Here is a 22488-nt window from a genome sequence, read left to right as displayed (position 1 = left end):
GGCCCCGGACGGCTACAGTCGTCGGTGCCTTGCTGGCCCTGGCCGCGATGATCTTCGGTGCCGCAGGCGCCGCCGCGGCGCCGACGGACGCACCAGCAGCTGCCGCGATGGCCGCCGGTTCAGCGCACGCGACCGCCGCGCCGTCGAACCTTTCCGGAAAGACCTTCGTCATCGGCACGGACACCACGTTCGCCCCGTTCGAATTCCGTGACGCCGGCGGTGAACTGACCGGCATCGACATGGACATCATCCGCGAGATCGCCAAGAACCAGGGATTCGCCGTCGAGATCAAGTCGCTCGGCTTCAACGCGGCCCTGCAGGCGCTTTCCTCCAACCAGGTGGACGGCGTCATCGCCGGCATGTCCATCACGGAGCCGCGCAAGCAGATCTACGACTTCTCCGACCCCTACTTTGAGTCGGGCGTGCAGATGGCCGTTGCCAAGTCCAACACGGAGATCAAGGGATACGAAGACCTCAAAGGCAAGACAGTCACGGCCAAGACCGGCAGCGAGGGCGAAACGTTCGCCAAGTCGATCGCCGGCCAGTACGGCTTTACGGTCAAAGCCCTGGACCAGTCCGCCACCATGTACGAGCTCGTAAAGTCAGGGAACGCCGTCGCCGTTTTCGATGACTATCCGGTCCTGGCCTACGGCATCAGCCAGAACAACGGACTCAAGGCCGTGTCCGAGAAGGAAAAGGGCGGCTCCTACGGTTTCGCCGTGAATAAGGGCCAGAACCCGGAACTGCTCCAAGCGTTCAACACCGGGTTGGCGGAGCTGAAGTCCAGCGGAAAGTACCAGGAGATCCTGGACAAGTACCTCAAGGACCCCACACAGGCGGCCGAGTCCAGCTTCTGGGACCTGCTGGTCAACAGCTTCCCGGCACTGATGAAGGGCCTCGGCAACACTGTCCTGGTCACCGCGATTTCCTTCGCCCTGGCCATGCTGATCGGCCTCTTCATGGGGTTCCTGAAGATCTCCACCAGCGTGGTGCTGCGCGGAATCGCCACCACCTTCGTCAGCATCTTCCGAGGCACCCCGCTGCTGGTCTGGGCCTTCTTCTTCTATTTCGGCATTCCCCAGCTGACCGGCCAGCCTATTGATATCTGGGTGGCGGGTGTGCTGACGCTCAGCCTCAACGCGGGTGCCTACATCACCGAAATTGTCCGCGGCTCCATCCAGTCGGTGGACCCGGGCCAGCTCGAAGCCAGCCGCAGCCTGGGCCTCGGATACGCCAAGTCCATGCAAAAAGTGGTGGTCCCGCAGGCGTTCAAGATCATGACGCCCTCCCTGATCAATCAGCTGATTATCATGCTCAAGGACAGCTCGCTGCTGCTCGCCATCGGTTTCGCCGAACTGCTCTACCAAGGCCAGCAGATCTACGCAGGCAACTTCAGGATCACCGAAACCCTGCTGATCGTCGCCGTCCTGTACTTCGTGGTCATCATGCTGCTGACCAAACTGGCCAACGTCGCGGATAAGAGGTTCAACAAATGAGCACGTCACTGACTGCACCCAGCAAGATTTCCGTCAGGGAACTGACGAAGTCTTTCGGTTCCAACCAGGTGCTCAAAGGCATTAACGCCGAGGTCGCCGAAGGGGAGGTGGTCTGCGTGATCGGACCCTCCGGTTCGGGAAAGTCCACCTTCCTGCGCTGCCTGAACAAGCTGGAGGACATCACCGGCGGCCACGTCACCGTGGACGGCTTCGACGTGACGGACCCCAAGGTGGACATCAACGAGGTCCGCCGGCACATCGGCATGGTCTTCCAGCACTTCAACCTGTTCCCGCATATGTCCGTGATCGAGAACATCATGCTGGCGCCGGTGGAGTCCAAAAAGCAGGGCAAGGACGAGGCCCGGGCCAACGCGCTGAAGCTCCTGGACCGCGTTGGCCTCGCCGAGAAGGCCGACGCCCGCCCGGCCTCGCTCTCCGGCGGCCAGAAGCAGCGCGTGGCGATCGCCCGGGCGCTGGCCATGAACCCTGACATCATGCTCTTCGACGAAGCAACGTCCGCGCTGGATCCCGAGATGGTGGGCGAGGTCCTGCAGGTTATCAAGGACCTCGCCCGCGAGGGCATGACGATGGTGCTGGTCACCCACGAGATGGGCTTTGCCCGGGAAGTGGCCGACCGCGTGCTGTTCATGGCTGACGGGGTCATTTGCGAGCAGGGACGCCCGGAGGACCTATTCGGGAACCCCCAGCAGCAGCGCACCCGGGATTTCCTTTCCAAGGTCCTGTAACGCAGGGGTCCGGCGGGTCATCCCGAGTGAGTTGGGTACGCTTCTTGCATGCCTGATTCCGTGTGGCTCATTGCCCTGAAAAACCTCGACGACGACGCACAGGCGGTCAAGCTCGGGGAAGTTGCGGAACTGGAGCTCGCCGCGGACCAGCAGGACTTCGCCGGGGATCCGCTGCGCATGATGCTCGTGGCCCTGGAAGAGGATTCACGCGTTCCCTATGTGGTGGATTCCGGCGGTGCAGCAGTGGGGGTGCTGACGCTGCAACGCGGGGCGGCATCGCTCGCCGGATGGGCCGATGACGAGCCGGTGTGGCTGCTGCGCGGGTTCGTCATCGACCGCCGCCGCCAAGGCCAGGGACTGGGCACCCTCGCAGCCTCTGCAGCGGTCCGGGAGGCCGCTAAACTGACGGCCAGGCTGGGCGGGGGAGAGACCGGCGTCGTCCTTTCGGTGAACGAACGCAACCCCGCCGGTCAGGCAGCCTACCGCAAAGCGGGATTCGAGGACCGCGGGCCGTACCTCGGCGGAAATGCCGGGCCGCAGCGGACCATGTACCGGGCCTTCTGAGCCGCGGGTTAAGGGAAAACGGCCCCCACCGAAAGGTGGGGGCCGTCGTCGTGCGATCCGCTGGTGGAAAGCCGGTGTCGACTAGACGCCGTAGTAGAGCTCGAACTCGTACGGGTTCGGGCGCAGTGAGAGCGGACGGATCTCGTTCTCGTACTTGTACTCGATCCAGGTGTCGATCAGGTCCTGGGTGAACACGCCGCCGGCCTGGAGGAACTCGTTGTCCTCGGCCAGAGCTTCCAGGGCTTCCTCGAGGGTGCCCGGAGCCTTGGGGATATCCTTGGCTTCTTCGGCGGGGAGCTCGTAGAGGTCCTTGTCGATGGGAGCCGGCGGTTCGATGCGGTTGCGGATACCGTCAATGCCGGCCATCAGCTGGGCAGCGAACGCCAGGTACGGGTTGGACGAGGGGTCCGGAGCGCGGAACTCGATGCGCTTGGCCTTCGGGTTGGAGCCCGTGATCGGGATGCGGATACCGGCGGAGCGGTTGCCCTGCGAGTAGACCATGTTGACCGGAGCTTCGAAGCCCTTGACCAGGCGGCGGTACGAGTTGACCGTCGGGTTGGTGAAGGCGAGGACTGCGGAGGAGTGCTTCAGCAGGCCGCCGATGTACCAGCGGGCCATGTCGGAGAGGCCGGCGTAGCCCTTTTCGTCGTAGAACAGCGGCTCGCCACCGTTCCACAGCGACTGGTGGCAGTGCATGCCGGAGCCGTTGTCACCGAAGACCGGCTTCGGCATGAAGGTGACGGACTTGCCCCAGGCGTCGGCGGTGTTCTTGATGACGTACTTGAACTTCTGCAGGTCATCAGCAGCGTGGGTCAGCGTGGTGAACTTGTAGTTGATTTCAGCCTGGCCGGCGGAACCGACTTCGTGGTGGCTGCGCTCGACCTCAAGGCCGGCTTCGTCCAGGGCAACACACATGGCGTCGCGCAGGTCGGCCTGCTTGTCGGTGGGGGAGACCGGGAAGTAGCCACCCTTGACGGGCGTCTTGTAGCCGAGGTTTCCGCCTTCTTCTTCGCGGCCGGTGTTCCAGTGTGCTTCTTCGGAGTCGATCTTGTAGAAGCTGCCCTGCGGCGAGGACTGGTACTGGACGTTGTCGAAGACGAAGAACTCGGCCTCGGGAGCGAAGAACGCGGTGTCGGCGATGCCGGTGGACGCGAGGTAGGCCTCAGCCTTCTCGGCTACGCCGCGGGGGTCGCGGTGGTAAGGGTCACCGGTGCGGGGGTTCACGATGGAGAAGTTCAGAGCGAGGGTCTTTTCCATGCGGAACGTGTCCAGGAAGGCCGTGGTGACGTCCGGGATGAGCTGCATGTCGGACTCGGCGATGCCCTGGAAGCCGCGGATGGACGAACCGTCGAAGAGCTGGCCGTTGATGAAGAAGTCTGCATCAACGCTCTTGGCCGGCACGTTGAAGTGCTGCTGCACGCCAGGAAGGTCGGTGAAGCGGATATCGACGAACTTAATATCTTCGTCCTTGATGAACTTGAGGACCTCGTCCGCAGTCTTAAACATCTATGCTCCTTACGCATAAGTAATAACTGGCTGGAAAGCCATGTGGTCCAGCGCAATCCGACGGCGCGAAAACACAAAAGTGTCCCCGCTCCTAGCTCGCTAGCAACTGTTACCACCCTAGGGACACGGGATTTCCCGGCCATGTCCGCTATGTTTCCGGCAGGTTACAGAACCGCCTGATATGTAAACGCTATACGGTGTCCACACTGTGGTCCATCCGCATCCATAGAGTGAACTTCTGCGGAACGTTGACAGGCGGAATTCGATAACCCGCGGCCGCCGTGCACCGGATAGGCTTGATCCGTGGTTGATCGCAGAGACATAGGCTCCTGGCTGAGCGGGCCGGACACGTCCGGCATTTCGAAATATCCGGGCGAGCGCCTCGGCTTGCCCGAGGCGGGCCGTGGTTCGATTGCGCGTGCGGGCCGTCGGATCCTGGCTATCTGCGTTGACTGGGGACTTGCACTCTTGATCAGCAATTACGCCTTTGGCGGGGACCCGTGGGCCACACTGGCCGTCTTCGCAGCGGAACAGATCCTTTTGATCGGCACGCTTGGCTACAGCATCGGCCACCGGCTTCTTGGCATCCACGTGGTGCGCCTGGGCGGGGCGCCGGCGGGGCCGTTGGCCGCGCTGGTCCGCACCCTGCTGCTGTGCCTGGTGATCCCGGCGGTCATTTTTGACCCGGACCACCGCGGCCTGCACGACAAAGCCATGAACACCATCCTGGTGCGCATGTAGCAGCCCCGATTTAGCCTCCGGCTGTGGGGCCTCCTGCTGTGATGGCGGCGAGGTCGTCACGGAAGATTTCGGGCTCGCTCTCCACCGGCAGTTCCACACTGTCTTCGGCTGCATCGAGAGACCCGGCTGAGTCCGGTATCAGGGACGTGAAGGCGGCGGTGGGGTCGTCTTGGCCGGGTCCGTGGTCGGCGACGAGTTCGAGGGTTTTTTCTTGGCGGCATCGATGCGAAGACTGTCGATGAGGACCCGCGCGATCTGGTCCCTGGCGATAACGCCGTCGGCGGGTTAGCCGGCCCGTCGCCTGTCGCCCTGGAGCATAACGATCTTTCGCTGCCCGGGTTGATTGTAGTCAAACCAGCCGGGGCGCACGATCGTGTACGGGTTGCCGCTGGCGCGGACGAGCCGCTCACCGCGCAGCTTCCACTGCGCGTAGGCAACGCCTGGTCGGGTGGTGCCGTGGGTGAACACGATAGCGTCGACTCCGTCGGTGGCGGGGCCGAGGGTTCCGGGGCGGGTCAGGTCGCCGATGAAGAGGTCCACGCCGTCGGGAAGCATGCGGGCGGCGCGGGTCCGGTCGCGCACGAGCGCCCGGACCGCGTAGCCCTGTTGCAGCGCCTCGGCCACAGCGCAGCGGCCGACGCTGCCGGTGGCGCCGACGATCAAGACGGTGTGGGGACGGTGGCTCACTTATTCTCCTTGACCGAGGGCTTTGGCGTTTCACGCTGGGTGGCGGCCCAGCTGGCGAGGACTTTCAGTGCGTCCTCGGAGGGTGTCTCGGGCTCGGCTGTGTAGACGTTGATGCGCAGTCCCGGGTCTGCGGGCAGTTCCAGCGCTTCGAAGCTCAGGTCGAGATCTCCGACGATCGGGTGGTGGAGCCGCTTCCGGCCGGCGCGGTGGTACTTCACATCGTGCCGGGCCCACCGGGTGCGGAACTCCTCGCTGCGGGTCGAGAGTTCACCGATCAGGTCCGTGAGGTCCTTGTCGAACGGGTTTTTCCCGGCGGTGGACCGCAGGACCGCGACCATGTCATCGGCAGCGCGTTCCCAATCAGCGAAAAACTCCCTGGCTTTCGGGTTCAGGAAGGTGAACCGTGCACTGTTCGGCGGGGTGGTCTGTTCGGCCATCAAGTCCAGATACAGCGCGCGGCCCAGCTCGTTGGCGGCGAGGACATCTCCGCGGTCGTTGCGGACCCAGGCCGGCGCCGTCGTGATCGCATCGATGACGCGCTGCACGCTCGGCCGCACCGTTTGCGGGCTGCGCTTGCGCCGCACCCGGGGGGAAGCGGTGGCGGCGCGGGCCAGATCGAAAAGGTGGGCTGTTTCGGCGTCGTCGAGCTTGAGAGCGCGGGCGAGCGCTTCAAGGACACTGTCCGAGGCGCCGGAGAGGTTTCCCCGCTCCAGGCGGATGTAGTAATCGATGCTCATCCCGGCGAGCATCGCGACCTCCTCGCGGCGCAGCCCGGCAACGCGCCGGTTGCCGCCGTATGCCGGCAGACCGGCCTCCTCGGGCGTGATCCTTGCACGGCGGGAGGTCAGGAACTTCCGCACGTCGTCGCTGTGTGTCATGGCAACCACGCTACGCCGCGGCCCGGGAACGAGGGAGGGACTGGCATTACCCGGAAGGACAGTGACTCCCGGCCCGTAAGGAATCAAGGTTGCATTGAATGCATGAAACCTGAACCCACCGCCGCTGCCCGCCCGGCAGCGATCCTGGCGATCATCCTCGCCAGCTACTTCATGATCCTGCTGGACAACTCGGTGATCTTCACTGCCCTGCCGAGCCTGCAGGCTGACCTGCAGCTGAGCACCGGTGAGCTCTCCTGGGTTCAGGATGCGTACACGCTGGTCTTCGGCGGCCTGTTGCTGCTCGGCGCCCGGGCAGGAGACCTGCTGGGACGCCGGCGGGTTTTCGTGTTCGGACTGGTGGTGTTCTCGGTCGCGTCGCTGCTGATCGGACTGGCGCCGGAGGGCTGGTGGGCGATTGCCGGCCGCGCCGTCCAGGGCATCGGGGCCGCGATCGTCGCGCCCGCCTCGCTGTCCCTGCTGACGGCGAGCTTCCCGGAGGGCCGTGAGCGCACCCGGGCCGTCGCGTTGTACGGTGCCACCGCAGGGATCGGTGCCAGCCTGGGGCTGGTCATCGGCGGGGCGCTGGCCCACTGGATCTCCTGGCGGGCCGGGTTCTACGTCAACGTACCCATTGGCGCCGCGATGATCCTTCTCGCTCCCCGGTTCATCCCGGAAACAGTCCGGGCCCGCGGCCGCTTTGACGCTTTCGGCGCGCTCAGCGCCACCCTCGGTGTCGGCGCTCTCGTGTTCGGCATCATCAACACGGCTGAAGCGGGCTGGACCTCACCGGTCTCCATCACGGCCGTCGCTGCCGGCGTCGTGCTTTTGGTCGTGTTCGTCCTGATCGAACGCAGGGCGGCCCAGCCCATCATGCCCCTGCGCCTTTTCAGGAGCCGCCGCCGCACCGGCGCATACATTGCCCGCTTCCTGTACCTGGGCGCGATGATCGGGTTCTTCTTTTTCACCACCCAGTTCATGCAGGAAGTGCTGGGCTTCGACCCGCTGCAGGCCGGTATCGGATTCCTCCCCATGACGGCGGTGAACTTCGCCGTCGCGATGAGCATCCCACGGTTGGCAGGGCGGATGCCGGGTTCCATTGCTCTGGTGGCCGGCATCCTGGTAACGCTTGCCGGGATGTTCTGGCTCAGCCGGGTCGGAGTCGATACCGTCTACCTGACCGGCGTGGCTTTGCCCATGGTCCTCGTTGGAGCCGGTCAAGGCTTGGCCTTCGCGCCGCTGACCTCGTTCGGCATCATCGGTGCCCCCGCGGCAGACGCCGGCGCGGCATCGGGCCTGGTGAACACCTTCCACCAGGTGGGCACGTGCCTCGGGCTGGGTATCGCGGTCGCTGCCGCAGCGACCGTCCCGGCCACCGGTTCCGCTGTGGCTCACCTGGCCTCGCAGGTCAGCGTCGCCCTCACCACGGGCAGTGTCCTCCTACTCGTGGGCCTGGCCGTGACCGCGGCCCTTATCCTGCCCGCCGATCTTGCCGCCCGCCGGACAACGAAGCAGCCAGGGGTTGCCGCGGCGCCGCAGCTCCAACAGGTCCGCTGACCCCTGGACATGGAACTTACTCTCAACAACGGCACCACGATGCCGGCCGTGGCCTCGGCATCTTTCAAAGCGCTCTACGGAATACCGGCCACTTGGCCGCACCCGTGCAGGTCAGTCCGTTGTGCCCGGGTGCAATGACGTTTGGTGTGCGGGGCAATGACGACCGCAAGGACGCTACCCGAATCATCCACGTGCGCAGTGCGCCCGCTGGCTCAGACGCCGGCCGTTTCGTGTTCCTTGGCTGCGTGCTGGTCGGCGCCCGCTGGCGTCAGGTAGCCTCGCTTGCCTGCCCAACGCTCGAACAGGACCGTGGCAAAGGGAAACACAGCGGAGACTCCGGCGAAGAGGGCGACAGGAAATGGCCACCGTTGCAGCCGCCACAGGGCCAGCGCCGCTACGCCGTAGGCGACGAACAGGGCGCCGTGTACCGGTCCGGCAATTTCCACGCCGAGTTCCGTGGTCCGGGCCACCCACTTGAAGTACATTCCGGTGAGGAGCGCCGCCCAGCTGAAGGCTTCGGCTACGGCGAGGATCCGGAAGATCCGGATGACAGTGGATTTGGAGGGACGTTTCACGATACTCCGGATTCTTTCAACGACATTTTTTCTGATGACATTTCGACAGGGCCGGGCACATGGCCCAAAGCAAACGCCCCGGTTGCCGGCCAGATGACCGGTTTCCGGGGCGTTGCCAGTGCTGCTAACGGCCGCGTGCTGCCTTGCGGTCCGGACGGGCTTTGTAGGGGTCGATTCCCTTAGGGATGGGGAGACGGTTTCCCAGCGAGGAAATACGCTTCGAAACCGCGTTGACCTCGAGCTTGGTCAGTTCCTTGTCCAGCTTGTTCATCTTCTTGGCGACCTGGCTGATGGGCACCTGCCCCTCGCCGCGGCCGCTCTCGATGACGTGGACCGTGACGTTGGGCAGGATCCGTGCCAGCCGCTTGCGCTCTGCGTCGACGAGCGGCCGGACCCGGTGGGTGGGGCCTTCGCTGACCAGCACGACGCCGGGACGGCCGATGGCGCGGAAGACGGCGTCCTGGGTGCGCGGGTTGACCGCGACAGGCTGGTCTTCGGTGATCCAGCCGCGCTTCAGCGTTCCCAGGGCGGCGCCGGAGGCGCCGGGCTGGTTTTCAATCTGGGCGAAAGCGGCCCGTTCAGCACGGCGCGAAAGGATGAGGGTGGCGGCAAGCAGCCCAAGGGGGATGCCGATAATCAGGCCCGTGATCCAGTTTTCCAGAAGGAAGCCCACCAGGAAGCTGACTGCTACCACGCCCAGGAAGGCAAGCAGCATCATCCAGACCACCATGGGGTCGTGACGGCGCGTCATCTGGAAGACTTCATTGATCTGCTTCAGCCTGCTGGGCTTCTTGACCTTGGCTTCCTTCGGCTTGCGAGAGAAGAGGCCACGCTTCGGAGCGTCGGAGGCTGCCGGAGTCGGTTTGCTGGAATCAGGGGAATTCGCCATAGTGCCTTAATTCTACGTGATTTATGCCTGAGGGCCGGACGCCGGATTGCTCCGGTGCCGGCCCTCAGGCATAAATGTTACGAAAGATCCTAGTGGTGTGCGGCGATGAGGGAGCTGGCTTCCTGCCGGGTGCTGCCGGAGGACTCGATGTGCGCGAGTTCGGCCGGGATTTCCCAGCCCTTCTTGCGCATCGCGGTGGCCCAGAGCCGGCCGGCGCGGTAGGAGGAGCGGACCAGCGGCCCGGACATGACGCCGAGGAAGCCGATCTCGTCCGCTTCCTGCTGCAGGTCGACGAATTCCTGCGGCTTGACCCAGCGGTCCACCGGCAGGTGCCGTTCGCTCGGGCGCAGGTACTGGGTGATGGTGATCAGGTCACAGCCTGCCTCGTGCAGGTCCCGCAGGGCCTCGGAGATTTCCTCGCGGGTCTCGCCCATGCCCAGGATCAGGTTGGACTTGGTCACCATGCCCAGGTTCCGACCCTGGGTGATGACATCCAGGGACCGGTCGTAGCGGAACGCCGGACGGATCCGCTTGAAGATCCGCGGCACGGTCTCGACGTTGTGCGCGAAGACCTCCGGCTTGGAGTCGCAGATCGCCGCGATGTGCTCGGGTTTGCCGGAGAAGTCCGGGATCAGCAGCTCGACGCCGGTGCCCGGGTTCAGCTCGTGGATCTTCCGGACCGTTTCGGCGTAGAGCCAGACACCCTCGTCGGCGAGGTCGTCCCGGGCCACGCCGGTGACGGTGGCGTAGCGCAGCTGCATGGCCTGCACACTCCGGGCCACCTTGGTGGGTTCGAACATGTCCACCGGGGAGGGCTTGCCGGTATCGATCTGGCAGAAGTCACAACGCCGGGTGCACTCGGACCCGCCGATCAGGAACGTGGCTTCCTTGTCTTCCCAGCACTCGAAGATGTTCGGGCAGCCGGCCTCCTCACACACGGTGTGCAGGCCTTCCTTCTTCACCAGGTTCTTGAGCTGGACGAACTCCGGGCCCATCTGGACCTTGGCCTTGATCCACTCCGGCTTACGCTCCACCGGTGTAGCCGCATTGCGCTGCTCAATACGCAGCATCTTCCGGCCTTCTGGTGCCAGTGTCACAGTAGAGCTCCTTCGGGGCTTGAAACGAGTGCTTCTTCGTGCTTGCGGAATTCTTCCACTACCCGGTCCGCGATATCGCCGGGGGTGATGGTCCTGCCGGCCTCGATGGACATCGTGGTGACACCGGCATCGGTGATGCCGCAGGCAATGATCTGGGCGTACGGCGCCAGATCATTGTTGCAGTTGATGGCGATGCCGTGCATTGTGACCCCGTCCAGGACGCGGATGCCGATCGCGGCAATCTTGCGGTCGGGGCCCTTGCTGTCGGCCTTGATCCAGACGCCGGCGCGTCCCTTGATCCGCTCGGCGTTGATGCCGTAATCGGCCATGACGGCGATCATGACGGCTTCGAGCCGTTCAACGTAGTCACGGATACCGGACCGGTTCTTCAGCTTGAGGATCGGGTAGGCGATCAGCTGGCCGGGGCCGTGCCAGGTCAGCTTGCCGCCGCGGTCCACGGCTACGACGGGCGTTCCGTCGAACGGCCGTTCGTGGTCTTCTGTGAGCTTGCCTGCCGTGTACACGGCGGCATGCTCAAGGAGGAGGACTGTACTGGGCGCTTCAGCTGCGACGACTTTGTCATGGAGTTCGCGCTGGATGTCCCAGCCCTTCATGTAATCAACGAAATCCGGCGCAAGACCCAGCGTGGAAAACTCAAGAGTCATGGTATCCAGCTTAGACCCCGTCTGCCGGGGAGCCGGGTTCTGTGCTTAACCTCTCACTGCAGTGCCTGTGGATAACTTCTGCGGAATTCTGCCGATTCCGCTATTCCTTGGGTATGGAGAATTTCGAGTACGACGGCGGTTCGGCCGGTGGCGGTCCGGCACACGTTCCGGTGGCGGCCTCCCCGGACGCCACCCGGGGAGGAGCAGCCGGCGCCGCTCCGGAGGTTCCCGGGTACCAGGTTGAACGGGAACTTGGCCGCGGCGCAAGCGCGAGCGTGTGGCTTGTGCGCGAAGAGCTGACTTTCCGCGAGTTTGCGGTGAAATGCTTCGCGCCGCCGGAACACCTTGCGCGGTCCGCGCCCGGCACCGGAGCGTACGGCAGGGAGGACCCGGAACATGCCGTGCGCCGTGAGTTGCGCATTCTCTCCGCATTGGATCACGACCACCTGGTAAAGGCGCACCAAGTTGTCAGGCTCGGAGGCGCAGCGGACGGCGGCCTGGGGCTGGTCATGGACTATGCAGCGGGCGGATCCCTGGCCCGGCTGGTCAGCTGCCGCGGCCCGTTGAGCGTCGGTCAAACCATCACTGTGCTGACGCCCCTCGCGCAGGCGCTGGGGTACCTGCACGGCAAAGGTTTCATGCACTCGGATGTGGCACCGGGCAACGTGCTGTTCACGGCCCACGGCAAGCCCCTGCTGGCGGACCTCGGCATCACGCGCATGGTGGGCGACGCCGCGGATTCCGCTCTTGCCGGCACGGAAGGCTTCGTCGACCCCGCACCTGTCGATGCATTGCGGGCGGGGCTGCAGCCCGAGCGGGACGTCTATTCGGCGGCGGCGATCGGCTGGTACTGCCTGACGGGGAAGGAGCCGGAACACGGCCAAAGCCGGCCGCCTCTATCACTGCTGGTTCCGGGCGTGCCGACGCCCCTGGCCGCCGCATTGGAGGCGGGCTTGAAGGAGGACCGGCGGGACCGGCCGACAGCCCTGGAATTCGCCGGTGCTGTCTACCGCAGCGCGGACCCCGCCCCGCTGGACCTCTCCGGGTCGGTCCACCCCACAGTGCTTCCCCAGCTGCTGACACGTCGGAACGTTCCGCCGTCACGCAATGCCCGCCGTGCGGCGAAGCTGCGCGCCTGGCGCCGGCGACTGGGCAGCTCCGGCCGTCCGCTCAGGCCAAAGGGCCGCGCCCCTGGCCGGCACGCCGGAAGCAACCGACGGTGGATCGGCGCCGCGGTTGCAGTGCTTGCCTGTTCGGGAATCGCTACGGCATGGTTCCTGGCGGGCCCACAACAGGCCACTCAACCGGCAGTGGCACCCGAATCAGCGCAGGCGCCAGCTGCGCCGGACGTTCTGCCAGGGACCGCCGTCGGCCCGGCTCCGGCAGATGTCCGGCAGCTGGCGCTTTCACAACGGCCGGAAGAGGCCGCACGGGGCCTGGCAGCGCTGCGGTCGGCGGCGTTGAGCTCAGGACAACTCGAACTACTGGACGAGGTCAATCTGGCCAGCTCCCCGGCGGCCGCTGCCGATGCCAAAATCAGCGAAAGGCTGAGGCAAACCGGTCACATCCTGACGGGCTTCGACAGCGCCCTGACACGTGCCGAGGCAGAGCCCGGCGGCTCGGCTTCACGAGCGGTAGTGGCAGTAACCGTGGCCAACTCGGCATACCGGGAGACGGACTCCGGAGGGAATGTCGTGGCGGTGGAACCAGCCGGCCCCGAGCAGCAGCTTCGCCTGGTCCTGGTCAGTTCCGGCGGCCGGTGGCGGATCCAGGAGATCCTGCCTGCGGCGTAGGCGCCACAGGGCCTAATCCTTGCCGGTCGCCCAGGCCGCAGCCTGTGCGAGCGACGGATGCATCCACTCGAATCCGGCCTCGGCCAACAGGGCAGGTTCCATGCGCTGGCTCCCGAGCAGGAGCTCGTCGGCCAGTTTGCCCATGACCAGCCGCAGTACCGGCGCGGGCACCCGGAAGACGGCGGGCCGGTGGAGTGCGTCGGCCAGCCGCGCAACCAGTGCATTGACGTCCGCTGTTTCGGGGGCGCAAAGGTTGACCGGACCTGACAAGGGGGAGGTCAGCAGGAAACTGAAGGCCGAGGACACGTCCGGCAGCGTGATCCAGGGCCAGCATTGCCTGCCGTTACCCAGTGGCCCGCCAAGGCCGAGCCGAAGCAACGGCAACAGACGTCCCAGCGCGCCGCCTGACCTGCTGAGGACCACCCCCGTCCGCGGTGTGACGACACGGACGCCTGGGGGAGCTCCGTGCGCGGCCGCTTCCCATTCCTGGCAGATCCTTGCCATGATTCCGGAACCGGCAGGGGAGTTTTCCCGAAGCACTTCGGCGCCGCGGTCCCCGTAGTAGTTGGAACCGGACTGGCTGATGAAGACCTTGGGCGGCTGCCCTGTTTTTGCCATTGCCGTGGCGAGGGTTCGCGTGGGGTCCAGCCGTGAGCGGAACAGCTCGTCTATGCGGCCGCGGGTCCAGGGGCGGTCTCCGATCCCGGCTCCGGCAAGGTTGATCACGGCGTCAGCGCCCTCAAGGTGGGCGGGATCAAGCTGTCCGGCCGCCGGATCCCACCGTAATTCGTTGGCCCCGGCCGGTGCACGACGCACCAGCCGGATGACGTCATGGCCACCCGAACTCAGACGGGCGGACATGTCGCTTCCGATGAGGCCTGAGGCGCCGGCCATGATGATTCGCATGATCCATCTCACCATGCCCGGCACGGCGGCGGAACCTCCCGTCCGGCCCGCGTACTTTGACTATGATCGTACGATGACCTCCTCGAGCTACTTTCGTTTCCCGCATCTGCACGGCGATCTGGTCACCTTCGTGGCCGAAGACGACGTCTGGATTGCGCCTCTGGACGGAGGCCGCGCCTGGCGGGTTTCCTCCCTCCAACTGCCGGCCCGGAACCCGCGCTTCACGCCCGACGGCAAGCGCCTGGTGTGGACCGTCGTGCAGGGCACAACGCCCGAGGTTGTCACTGCGGAGGTCGACGGCGGAGGCTACCGTCAGCTGACGTACTTCGGCCATGCTTCCACCCGGGTCAAGGGATTCACCGCTGCCGGCGATGTATTGGTCACCAGCGCTTTCCGGCAGGCCGAAAGCCGCCATACGCATGCCTACAGTGTGCCGCTGGAGGGTGGCTGGTCGGAGGAACTCGCTTTCGGACCCGTCGAATCGGTGGCGTTCGGGCCGGAGATAGGTGATGAACGCCCGGTGGTTGTGGCCAGCGTGCTCTCGCGCGAGCCCGCCTGGTGGAAGCGGTACCGCGGGGGAACCGCCGGGAAGCTCTGGATTGACGCCGACGGCAACGGGGAATTTGAACGCCTCGTCCCGGAACTGGATGGAAACCTTACGGACCCCATGTGGGTGGACGGGCGGATCGCCTTCCTCTCTGACCACGAAGGCTACGGGAACCTGTATTCGGTACTGCCGAACGGCACCGGGCTCCGCCGCCACACCGACCACGAAGATTTCTACGTGCGCCATGCCGCTACGGATGGCAAGCGAGTGGTGTTCGAATCCGCCGGAGAGCTGTGGATGGTCCCTGACCTGGGTTCCGATGCGGTGAAGCTCAATATTTTGTTGGGATCGGCTTCACAGGGGCGCAGGCCGGCACTCCTGAAGACCACCCGGCACCTGGGCGGCGTGATGCCGGACCACAGCGGCTCCTCCAGTGCGGTGGAGGCGCATGGAACCATTCACTGGCTCCGCCACAAGGACGGGCCTTCACGGGTTGTGGAGGCCACACCCGGTGTTCGCGCGCGCCTGCCGCGGCCGCTCATCGACGGCCGAATTGCCTACGTTGCCGACCACGACGGCGCGGAGGCCCTTTACATCAACGACATCGCTCCGCAGGTGGCCGGGGACCGTCCGGCGCCGTCTTCGCGCCGCAAGCCGGCCGAGGAACAGGAGGCCGCAACGTCCCTGCCGAAGCCCGTCCCGGCCGCTTCCGGGACGAACGTCCCTGCCGTGGCATCACCCGCAGGCGATGATTCCCTGCAGCAGGTGGCGCCCGGGCACGATGGAAGCGGCACCGCGCAGGTGGCCGCACACAACGCCGACGGTGGAAGCGATGTCGCCGGCGGCCTGCCGGAAAGCGAGGCCATGGAGGCAAACCGGGCCGGTACCGCACGCCTGCAGAAGATCGATTTCCCCAAGGCCACCCGGGCCAGTGCCATGGAGGCCAGCCCGGACGGCCGCACCCTTGCCGTCGGAACCTCCTTCGGCGACGTGTACGTGGCCGATACCCGCAGCGGGACCATCAAACTCGTCACCAGCATCGGCGAGGGCACCATCGACGGGCTCTGCTGGTCCCCGGACTCGGCCTGGCTCGGCTGGTCCGAACCGGTCACATCCTTCGGCTCACGCAGCCGGCTCCGGATTGTTAAGGTGGACGATCCGGAATTCCGGATCGTGGACGTCACCGACGGACGCTTCCGGGATGCATCGCCATCGTTCACTCCTGATGGCAAATTCCTCGCGTTCCTTTCCAACCGCAGTTTTGACCCCGTCTACGACGGACATTCCTTTGACTTGTCCTTCCCCAGCCCCATCAAGCCCTACCTCGTGGCGCTGGCTGCGGACACGCCGTCGCCCTTTGGCCCTTCGGTTGACCTCGCGGACGGACCGGACGGCGCGTCCGCCGGTCCCGGTGCCGGCAACGCCGACGCAAACAGCAGCGGTTCCGACGTGCCGGCTGTGCGGGTGGACGCTGACGGGCTGGCCCACCGTGTGATCGGAGTTCCGGTTCGGCAGGGCAACTACTCGGCGCTCGAGGCCACCCCGGGAGCATTGCTCTGGCTGGACAACGCCCTTGCAGGCGTCACCGGGGACGGCCGGGCGAGCACTGACGACAAGGACGCCGCGCCAAGCCTGGTGCGCTTTGACATGGCAAAGCGCAAGACGGCCACCATTGTGGACGCCCTGGACAGCTACCGCGTCTCCGGTGACGGCAGGAAGGTGGTCTTCCTCCACGACAAGCAGATCCGGGTGGCGCCCGCCGACGCCAAGGCCGACGAGGACTCGGGACAACTGGTCAAGGTGGACGTCAGCCGGATTCGGGTCCTGCTGCACCCGCTCAGCGTGTGGGGCCAGGCCTTCGACGAAGCATGGCGGCTCCAGCGTGACTTCTTCTGGACCGAGGACATGGCCGGACAGGACTGGGAATCCGTGCACCGCCGGTACCGTCCCATTGTGGACCGGCTTGGCTCGCATGATGACCTCGTCGACCTGTTGTGGGAGCTCCACGGTGAGCTGGGGACATCGCACGCCTATGTCCGTCCGGCAGCTGTCACCGAGAACGGCAGCAACGGCCAGGGGCGCCTCGGTGCGGACCTGGCGTTCACCGTCAATGGCTGGGAAATCACGCGCATCCTGGCGGGGGAGTCGTCGGACCCGCTGGCAACCTCACCGCTTACCAGGCCGGGGGCCGACGCCAAGGCGGGGGACATCCTGCTGGCCATCGACGGCGTGGAACTGTCCGCAGCGCTGACACCGGCCATGCAGCTTGTCGGGGCCGCTGGAAAGGCTGTGGAGCTGACCTTGCGCAACGGATCCGCGCACGGTGACGCGGCAGGCAGGCAGCGTCGGATTGCCGTGGTGCCGGTCAAGGACGAGGAACGCCTGCGTTATCAGGAGTGGGTGGCCGGCAACCGCCGGACTGTACGTGAAGCTTCCGGCGGAACGTACGGCTACCTCCACATCCCGGACATGATGGCGAACGGCTGGGCACAACTGCACCGCGACCTCGATACCGAGACCGCGCTGGACGGGCTGATCGTGGACGTCCGACGCAACCGGGGCGGGCACACATCCCAGCTTGTTGCGGAACTCATTGGCCGCAAAGTGACCGGGTGGAGCATGCCCCGCGGCGAGAGGCCCCGGACGTACCCCCACCACGCGCCGCGTGGCCCGGTGGTAATCCTGGCCGATGAATTTGCCGGCTCGGACGGGGACATCATCACGCAGGTATCCAAGCTGCGCGGGATCGGGCCGGTCATTGGCACCCGGACCTGGGGCGGCGTGGTGGGCATCGACAACCGCTTCTCCCTCGCGGACGGCACCGGGGTCACCCAGCCGCGCTACGCCACCTGGTTCAGCGGAGGCGTGGGCTGGGACGTCGAGAACTACGGCGTCACGCCCGATATTGAGGTGACGTTCCCGCCGCACGCCTATGCTGCCGGCAGGGACCCCCAGCTTGAGTACGGTATCGGTGCCCTCAAGGAAATGATCCAGGAACTGCCCACGGACCGGCCGCCGCGGCGCGAGGGCTACCGGCGGCTCCTCCCGGCGCCGTTGCCTGCCCGCACCCGCAAGGACTAAACCGGCCGGCCCCACGGACCACCGGGGTCCGGGACAAAGGAAGGCCCCGCTCCCGCCCCAATAAGGGGGCAGGAGCGGGGCCTTCGCCGTGCGGCGGTGCGGCAGCTCCAGCTCCGGGAGCAGCCGCGTTCGCGCCGGGCCTAGGATGCGGCGAGTGTCGCGTCCATGGTGATATCAATGCTGGCAAGGGCGCCCGAGACAGGGCAGCCGACCTTGGCTTCCCCTGCGATCTTCTGGAACTCTTCCTCCGAAATACCCGGGACGGTGGCGTTCACCGTCAGGTGGCTTCCGGTGATGCCGGTGCCCGGCACGAAGGTCACGTCGGCCTTGGTGTGGACCTCTTCAACGGTGAAGCCGGCCTGGCTGAGCGCAAGGCTGAACGCCATGGAGAAGCATGCCGAGTGTGCTGCCGCGATGAGCTCTTCGGGGCTGGTCTTGCCCTCGGACTGTTCTGCCCGGGCCTTCCACGTCACGGCGTAGGTGCCCAGCCCGGAGCTGTCCAGCGTGGTGTTGCCGGACCCCTCGAACAGGTCGCCGTTCCATACGGTGTGCGCTGTGCGTACTGCTGCCATATCCACTCCTCAGCTTAGATTCAGATCCGGTCCGCGCTTCCGCGCGAACCTTCGCACCAATCCTATGGATTCAGCGGGTGCGATGCACGGGCTGTCCGCTGTTAGAGGATTATGACCGTTCAGACTGGCGGCAGGGAATTCTGCGGGGATTGCCCGGCGGAAACGACGACGGCGACGCTCTCCCAAAGGGAAGCGTCGCCGTCGTCGTTGGCGTTCCTGGTGTTACTGCCAGAGAGTCGCGATGGCCACATTCAGCAGTGCCAGGCCGCCCACGCTGTGCGCCAGGCCCTTGCTGATCGGCTCGTTCTTTTTGTATTTACGGCTGCCTATGAAGGCCAGTACGGCCACCGCAAGTGCGATGGCGAACTTGACGCCGAGCTTGGCGTAGTTCGCATCCATGTCCAGGGCCGGGATGAGGCCCATCATGACGATGCCGGTGATGAGCTGCAGTGCGGCGCCGTCAAACTGGCGGGGATGCACCGTGGGCTTTTTCATGTTGCCGATCCAGATGCCGACAATCATGGCTGCGCCGATGATATGGAGGAAGACCATGATGTGGTAGACGATAATCATGAGCCCAGTCTAGCCAGAGGGTTCTACGCATCGTAGTAAGCCCCGCGGACCGAAACGGCGACGATTTGGTAAACAAAAACGACGGCGGTGCAGGCCGTCCGGTGGTTGCCCACCGGTGCCTGTACCGCCGTCGTCGTGTGCTGTTGTTTACAGCCCCAGGTCCGCCTCGAAGGCGCCGGCCTCAAGGCGGGCCTTGAGGGTCTGCAGGAAGCGTCCTGCGTCGGCGCCGTCCACCAGGCGGTGGTCGTACGTCAGGGAGAGGTACATCATGGAGCGGATGGCGATCGAATCGTCGCCGTTTTCGTCGGTGACCACCACGGGGCGCTTGACGATCGCGCCGGTGCCGAGGATGCCGACCTGCGGCTGGTTGATGATCGGGGTGTCGAACAGGGCGCCAACGGAACCGATGTTGGTGATGCTGAACGTTCCGCCGGACAGCTCATCCGGGCCGATCTTGCCGTCACGGGTGCGGCTTGCCACGTCTGCGATCTTGCCGGCCAGGCCGGCGAGGTTCAGGCTGCCGGCGTCGGAGATGACCGGAACCAGGAGGCCCTTGTCGGTGTCCACGGCGATGGCCAGGTGTTCCGCGTTGTGGTAGGTGATTTCCTGCTTGTCCTCGTCGTAGGCAGCGTTCACCTTCGGGTGCTGCTTCAGGGCTTCCGCTACCGCCTTGGCGATGAACGGCAGGAAGGTGAGCTTCACGCCGTTCTGGGCCTGGAAGGAGTTCTTGGCCTTGAGACGCAGCTTGGCAATCTTGGTCATGTCCACTTCGTGGACCTGGGTCAGCTGGGTGGAGATGTCCAGGGACTCACGCATGCGGCGGGCAATGACCTGACGGATGCGCGGTGCCTTCTGCACGGTGCCGCGCAGTGACGATTCGGCGGCCGAAGGAGCAGACGCCGGGGTGCCCTTTGAAGCTGCCGGAGCTGCGGCGGGAGCAGCCTTGGCCTCGGCGGCAGCGATCACGTCCTGCTTGCGGATGCGTCCGCCGACGCCGGTGCCGGTCAGCGAGGAGATGTCCACACCCTGCTGGTTGGCGAGCTTGCGCACCAGGGGAGTGACGTAGCCGGACTCGGCCGGGGCGCCGGATTCTGCCGCAGGTGCAGCAGCCGGGGCTTCCTGCTTGGGAGCAGCCGGTACTTCTTCCTTGGCGGGAGCTGCGGCCGGAGCGGCCGGGGCGGCCGGGGCTTCCTGCTTCGGAGCCTCGGCGGCGGGGGCTTCCTGCTTGGGTGCCGGTGCTGCGGGAGCAGCGGCAGGTGCGGCAGCGCCGGAGCCGATGACGGCAAGAACGGAACCAACCTCGGCAGTCTCGTCCTCGTTGACGCGGATTTCCTGCAGGGTGCCTGCAACCGGGGAAGGGATCTCGGTGTCCACCTTGTCGGTGGATACTTCGAGGAGGGGTTCGTCGACCTCGACGGAGTCGCCGACGGCCTTCAGCCAGCGGGTCACGGTGCCTTCGGTGACGGATTCGCCGAGTGCCGGAAGGGTGACTTCGTGGCCTTCGCCGGATGCGGCGGGGGCTGCCTCGGCGGCCGGGGCTTCAGCCGGTGCGGGCGCCTCGGTCGAGGGTGCTTCTTCAGCCGGCGCCTGCTCTGCGGGCGCAGCTTCTAGGGGTGCGGCTTCCTCGGAAGCACCGGCGGAACCGGAGCCGTCACCGATGCGGACGAGCGGAGCACCGACTTCGGCGGTCTCATCTTCGGCGACGAGGATTTCCTCAATCACGCCAGCAATCGGAGAGGGGATTTCGGTGTCTACTTTGTCGGTGGAAACCTCGAGCAGCGGCTCGTCCACCTCTACCCGGTCACCTACCTGCTTGAGCCAGCGGGTGACGGTTCCTTCGGTGACACTCTCACCGAGGGCGGGCAAGTTAACGGATTCAGACATGTCGTCCCCGTTCTCCTTATTGATCTTTAGTGCGGATGATTGCTGCCGTGTTCGAGCTTAGTGCACCCTGCGGATCATGCCGGGTGCACTAAGCTCTGGGTTCTTGCGGTGGTGCTGGCGGAGGTTTTAGCCGTGGAGGGCTTTACCTGCGAGGGCGAGGTGGGCCTCGCCCAGGGCTTCGTTCTGGGTCGGGTGTGCGTGCAGCAGCTGTGCCACGTCCTCCGGGTATGCTTCCCAGTTCACGATCAGCTGGGCTTCGCCGATCTGCTCGCCCATGCGCGAACCGATCATGTGGACGCCCACGACGGGGCCGTCCTTCTGGCGGACCAGCTTGACGATGCCGCCGGTGCCCAGGATGGAGCTCTTGCCGTTGCCGGCGAGGTTGTACTCCTGCGTTTCCACCTGGTCGTCGCCGAACTTTTCCTTGGCAGCCTTTTCGGTGTAGCCCACGGTGGCGATTTCGGGTTCGGAGTAGGTGACCTTGGGGATGTTGACATCCTCAACGATGACAGGCTTCAGGCCGGCGATTTCCTCGGCCACGAAGATGCCCTGCTGGTAGCCGCGGTGGGCCAGCTGGACGCCAGGGACGATGTCGCCAACGGCGTAGACGTTGCCGACGCCGGTGTGGAGGCGTTCGTTGGTGATGACGAAGCCGCGGTCGATGGTGATGCCGGCTTCTTCGTAGCCAAGGTTGGCGGTGACCGGTCCGCGGCCGACGGCCACGAGGAGCAGGTCGGCTTCGAAGGTCTTGCCGTCAACGAGGGTGACCTTGACGCCGTCGTTGTTCTGCTCAACGCCCTGGAAGAAAACGCCGGTGGAGAACTTGATGCCGCGCTTCTTGAACGCGCGCTCGAAGTTCTTGACGATTGCAGCGTCCTCGTTGGGGACCAGCGACGGCAGGCCTTCCACGATGGTGACGTCCACGCCGAACGACTTCCACACCGAGGCGAACTCGACGCCGATCACGCCGCCGCCCAGGATGATGGCGCTCTTGGGGATGTAATCCATGGTGAGGGCTTCGTCGGAGGTGATGACCTTGCCGCCGATTTCCAGGCCCGGCAGGGTACGGGAGTAGGAGCCCGTGGCGAGCACGATGTTCTTGCCCTTGTAGGCGGTGCCGTTTACGACGACGGTGTCGGTGCCCTGGAGTTTGCCTTCACCCTCGATGACGGTGATGCCCTTGGACTTGATCAGGCCCTGCAGGCCCTTGAACTTACCGGCGATGATGCCGTCTTTGTAAGCGTTGACAGCACTCATGTCGATGCTGTCCAGCGTGACGTTGACGCCGTACTTTGCGGAATCGCGGGCGTGGTCGGCGAGCTCGGCGGAGTGCAGGAGTGCCTTGGTGGGGATGCAGCCGTTGTGCAGGCAGGTGCCCCCGAGTTTCCCCTTCTCCACGAGGCCAACGGTGAGGCCAAGCTGAACGGCGCGGAGGGCGGTGGCGTATCCGCCGCTGCCACCACCGAGTACCAGGATGTCGAATTCTTGCGCAGTTGCCTGATCGGCCACTTAGACGCTCCCTCGCGTGAACGATGACACGAGAGTACGCATCATCTGGTCTTGGAACTTGCTCTGCCGTGATTATGCCAGCAGGCAGGTTCTCTTGCATTTGTGACTACCGCAGTTCACCTTAGCGAACCACTTATCCATGCTCCACCTTGTCACGGCGTTTGTGGAGCGCTTGTGTCGAGTGTCACGCGGCTTTGTGGCGGACGAATCACGCACCGCCACAAA

At 65.3% G+C, this 22488-nt stretch carries 19 protein-coding genes; 7 read left to right on the top strand and 12 right to left on the bottom strand.

What is annotated here, in order from left to right; all coding sequences use genetic code 11:
- Positions 1–47: 47 nt before the first annotated feature.
- The 3 genes from ACFVWT_RS17785 to ACFVWT_RS17775 are packed head-to-tail and all read left to right on the top strand — an operon-like array spanning position 48 to position 2806.
- The gene (locus tag ACFVWT_RS17785) at positions 48–1496 is read left to right on the top strand and encodes an amino acid ABC transporter substrate-binding protein/permease (RefSeq protein WP_390250295.1); all 1449 of its coding nucleotides are present in this window, start codon (positions 48–50) and stop codon (positions 1494–1496) included.
- Positions 1493–2242, top strand: coding sequence for an amino acid ABC transporter ATP-binding protein (locus ACFVWT_RS17780; RefSeq protein WP_390250135.1), 750 nt, complete (start codon positions 1493–1495; stop codon positions 2240–2242). The genes ACFVWT_RS17785 and ACFVWT_RS17780 overlap by 4 nt, the downstream gene beginning before the upstream one ends.
- 48 nt (positions 2243–2290) lie before the next feature.
- Positions 2291–2806, top strand: a complete 516-nt coding sequence (locus ACFVWT_RS17775; RefSeq protein WP_390250133.1) for a GNAT family N-acetyltransferase — start codon at positions 2291–2293, stop codon at positions 2804–2806.
- Between the two features lie 81 nt (positions 2807–2887).
- On the opposite strand, the gene glnA is transcribed toward ACFVWT_RS17775, so the two are convergent.
- Complete coding sequence (gene glnA / locus ACFVWT_RS17770) at positions 2888–4312, bottom strand: type I glutamate--ammonia ligase (protein ID WP_209745941.1); 1425 nt, start codon at positions 4310–4312, stop codon at positions 2888–2890.
- A 303-nt stretch (positions 4313–4615) separates the two neighbouring features.
- On the opposite strand from glnA, the gene ACFVWT_RS17765 reads away from it, so the two are divergent.
- On the top strand, positions 4616–5053 hold the full coding sequence (locus tag ACFVWT_RS17765; RefSeq protein ID WP_390250131.1) for an RDD family protein: 438 nt from the start codon (positions 4616–4618) through the stop codon (positions 5051–5053).
- A 285-nt stretch (positions 5054–5338) separates the two neighbouring features.
- On the opposite strand, the gene ACFVWT_RS17760 is transcribed toward ACFVWT_RS17765, so the two are convergent.
- Positions 5339–5740, bottom strand: coding sequence for an NAD(P)H-binding protein (locus ACFVWT_RS17760; protein ID WP_390250129.1), 402 nt, complete (start codon positions 5738–5740; stop codon positions 5339–5341).
- Entirely contained in the window at positions 5737–6618 is an 882-nt protein-coding gene (locus ACFVWT_RS17755) for a helix-turn-helix transcriptional regulator (RefSeq protein ID WP_390250127.1), read from the bottom strand. The genes ACFVWT_RS17760 and ACFVWT_RS17755 overlap by 4 nt, the downstream gene beginning before the upstream one ends.
- 102 nt (positions 6619–6720) lie before the next feature.
- On the opposite strand from ACFVWT_RS17755, the gene ACFVWT_RS17750 reads away from it, so the two are divergent.
- Complete coding sequence (locus ACFVWT_RS17750) at positions 6721–8172, top strand: MFS transporter (protein ID WP_390250125.1); 1452 nt, start codon at positions 6721–6723, stop codon at positions 8170–8172.
- 212 nt (positions 8173–8384) lie between these two features.
- Here the strand turns inward: ACFVWT_RS17750 and ACFVWT_RS17745 are convergent, their stop codons facing one another.
- The 4 genes from ACFVWT_RS17745 to lipB form a co-directional block, all read right to left on the bottom strand.
- Positions 8385–8747, bottom strand: coding sequence for a DUF3817 domain-containing protein (locus ACFVWT_RS17745; RefSeq protein WP_390250123.1), 363 nt, complete (start codon positions 8745–8747; stop codon positions 8385–8387).
- Between the two features lie 124 nt (positions 8748–8871).
- Positions 8872–9636: a DUF4191 domain-containing protein gene (locus ACFVWT_RS17740; protein ID WP_209745935.1), complete on the bottom strand. Its 765-nt coding sequence runs from the start codon at positions 9634–9636 to the stop codon at positions 8872–8874.
- 89 nt (positions 9637–9725) lie between these two features.
- Positions 9726–10733, bottom strand: coding sequence for a lipoyl synthase (gene lipA, locus ACFVWT_RS17735; protein WP_390250121.1), 1008 nt, complete (start codon positions 10731–10733; stop codon positions 9726–9728).
- Positions 10730–11407 carry a lipoyl(octanoyl) transferase LipB gene (lipB, locus tag ACFVWT_RS17730; RefSeq protein ID WP_390250293.1) on the bottom strand — a complete coding sequence of 226 codons (678 nt, stop codon included), beginning with the start codon at positions 11405–11407 and terminating at the stop codon, positions 10730–10732. Before lipB ends, lipA begins: the two co-directional genes overlap by 4 nt.
- Positions 11408–11511: 104 nt before the next feature.
- On the opposite strand from lipB, the gene ACFVWT_RS17725 reads away from it, so the two are divergent.
- Entirely contained in the window at positions 11512–13191 is a 1680-nt protein-coding gene (locus tag ACFVWT_RS17725; protein ID WP_390250119.1) for a protein kinase, read from the top strand.
- 12 nt (positions 13192–13203) lie between these two features.
- Here the strand turns inward: ACFVWT_RS17725 and ACFVWT_RS17720 are convergent, their stop codons facing one another.
- Positions 13204–14097, bottom strand: coding sequence for a TIGR01777 family oxidoreductase (locus ACFVWT_RS17720; protein WP_390250117.1), 894 nt, complete (start codon positions 14095–14097; stop codon positions 13204–13206).
- A gap of 73 nt (positions 14098–14170) precedes the next feature.
- On the opposite strand from ACFVWT_RS17720, the gene ACFVWT_RS17715 reads away from it, so the two are divergent.
- Positions 14171–17725, top strand: a complete 3555-nt coding sequence (locus ACFVWT_RS17715) for a S41 family peptidase (RefSeq protein WP_390250291.1) — start codon at positions 14171–14173, stop codon at positions 17723–17725.
- Between the two features lie 140 nt (positions 17726–17865).
- On the opposite strand, the gene ACFVWT_RS17710 is transcribed toward ACFVWT_RS17715, so the two are convergent.
- The 4 genes from ACFVWT_RS17710 to lpdA all read right to left on the bottom strand — a co-directional run bounded on the left by ACFVWT_RS17710 (position 17866) and on the right by lpdA (position 22263).
- Entirely contained in the window at positions 17866–18297 is a 432-nt protein-coding gene (locus ACFVWT_RS17710) for an OsmC family protein (RefSeq protein WP_390250115.1), read from the bottom strand.
- 222 nt (positions 18298–18519) lie between these two features.
- The gene (locus ACFVWT_RS17705) at positions 18520–18870 is read right to left on the bottom strand and encodes a hypothetical protein (RefSeq protein ID WP_390250113.1); all 351 of its coding nucleotides are present in this window, start codon (positions 18868–18870) and stop codon (positions 18520–18522) included.
- Positions 18871–19017: 147 nt separating this feature from the next.
- Positions 19018–20754, bottom strand: a complete 1737-nt coding sequence (gene sucB / locus ACFVWT_RS17700; protein ID WP_390250111.1) for a 2-oxoglutarate dehydrogenase, E2 component, dihydrolipoamide succinyltransferase — start codon at positions 20752–20754, stop codon at positions 19018–19020.
- A gap of 126 nt (positions 20755–20880) precedes the next feature.
- Positions 20881–22263: a dihydrolipoyl dehydrogenase gene (lpdA, locus tag ACFVWT_RS17695; RefSeq protein ID WP_028270850.1), complete on the bottom strand. Its 1383-nt coding sequence runs from the start codon at positions 22261–22263 to the stop codon at positions 20881–20883.
- Positions 22264–22488 lie beyond the last annotated feature (225 nt).

It is taken from the genome of Arthrobacter sp. NPDC058288, assembly GCF_042880995.1.
In the GTDB taxonomy this organism is placed as follows: domain Bacteria; phylum Actinomycetota; class Actinomycetes; order Actinomycetales; family Micrococcaceae; genus Arthrobacter.
The sequence above is the reverse complement of the archived record's forward strand: the minus strand, read 5'-3'. Positions and strand labels throughout refer to the sequence as shown.

Bases quoted from the DNA above. Each gene is read 5' to 3' on its own strand.
- ACFVWT_RS17785 (WP_390250295.1), top strand. From the start codon at position 48: ATGATCTTCGGTGCCGCAGGCGCCGCCGCGGCGCCGACGGACGCACCA.
- ACFVWT_RS17780 (WP_390250135.1), top strand. From the start codon at position 1,493: ATGAGCACGTCACTGACTGCACCCAGCAAGATTTCCGTCAGGGAACTG.
- ACFVWT_RS17775 (WP_390250133.1), top strand. From the start codon at position 2,291: ATGCCTGATTCCGTGTGGCTCATTGCCCTGAAAAACCTCGACGACGAC.
- glnA (WP_209745941.1), bottom strand. From the start codon at position 4,312: ATGTTTAAGACTGCGGACGAGGTCCTCAAGTTCATCAAGGACGAAGAT.
- ACFVWT_RS17755 (WP_390250127.1), bottom strand. From the start codon at position 6,618: ATGACACACAGCGACGACGTGCGGAAGTTCCTGACCTCCCGCCGTGCA.
- ACFVWT_RS17750 (WP_390250125.1), top strand. From the start codon at position 6,721: ATGAAACCTGAACCCACCGCCGCTGCCCGCCCGGCAGCGATCCTGGCG.
- ACFVWT_RS17740 (WP_209745935.1), bottom strand. From the start codon at position 9,636: ATGGCGAATTCCCCTGATTCCAGCAAACCGACTCCGGCAGCCTCCGAC.
- ACFVWT_RS17725 (WP_390250119.1), top strand. From the start codon at position 11,512: ATGGAGAATTTCGAGTACGACGGCGGTTCGGCCGGTGGCGGTCCGGCA.
- ACFVWT_RS17720 (WP_390250117.1), bottom strand. From the start codon at position 14,097: ATGCGAATCATCATGGCCGGCGCCTCAGGCCTCATCGGAAGCGACATG.
- ACFVWT_RS17715 (WP_390250291.1), top strand. From the start codon at position 14,171: ATGACCTCCTCGAGCTACTTTCGTTTCCCGCATCTGCACGGCGATCTG.
- ACFVWT_RS17710 (WP_390250115.1), bottom strand. From the start codon at position 18,297: ATGGCAGCAGTACGCACAGCGCACACCGTATGGAACGGCGACCTGTTC.
- ACFVWT_RS17705 (WP_390250113.1), bottom strand. From the start codon at position 18,870: ATGATTATCGTCTACCACATCATGGTCTTCCTCCATATCATCGGCGCA.
- sucB (WP_390250111.1), bottom strand. From the start codon at position 20,754: ATGTCTGAATCCGTTAACTTGCCCGCCCTCGGTGAGAGTGTCACCGAA.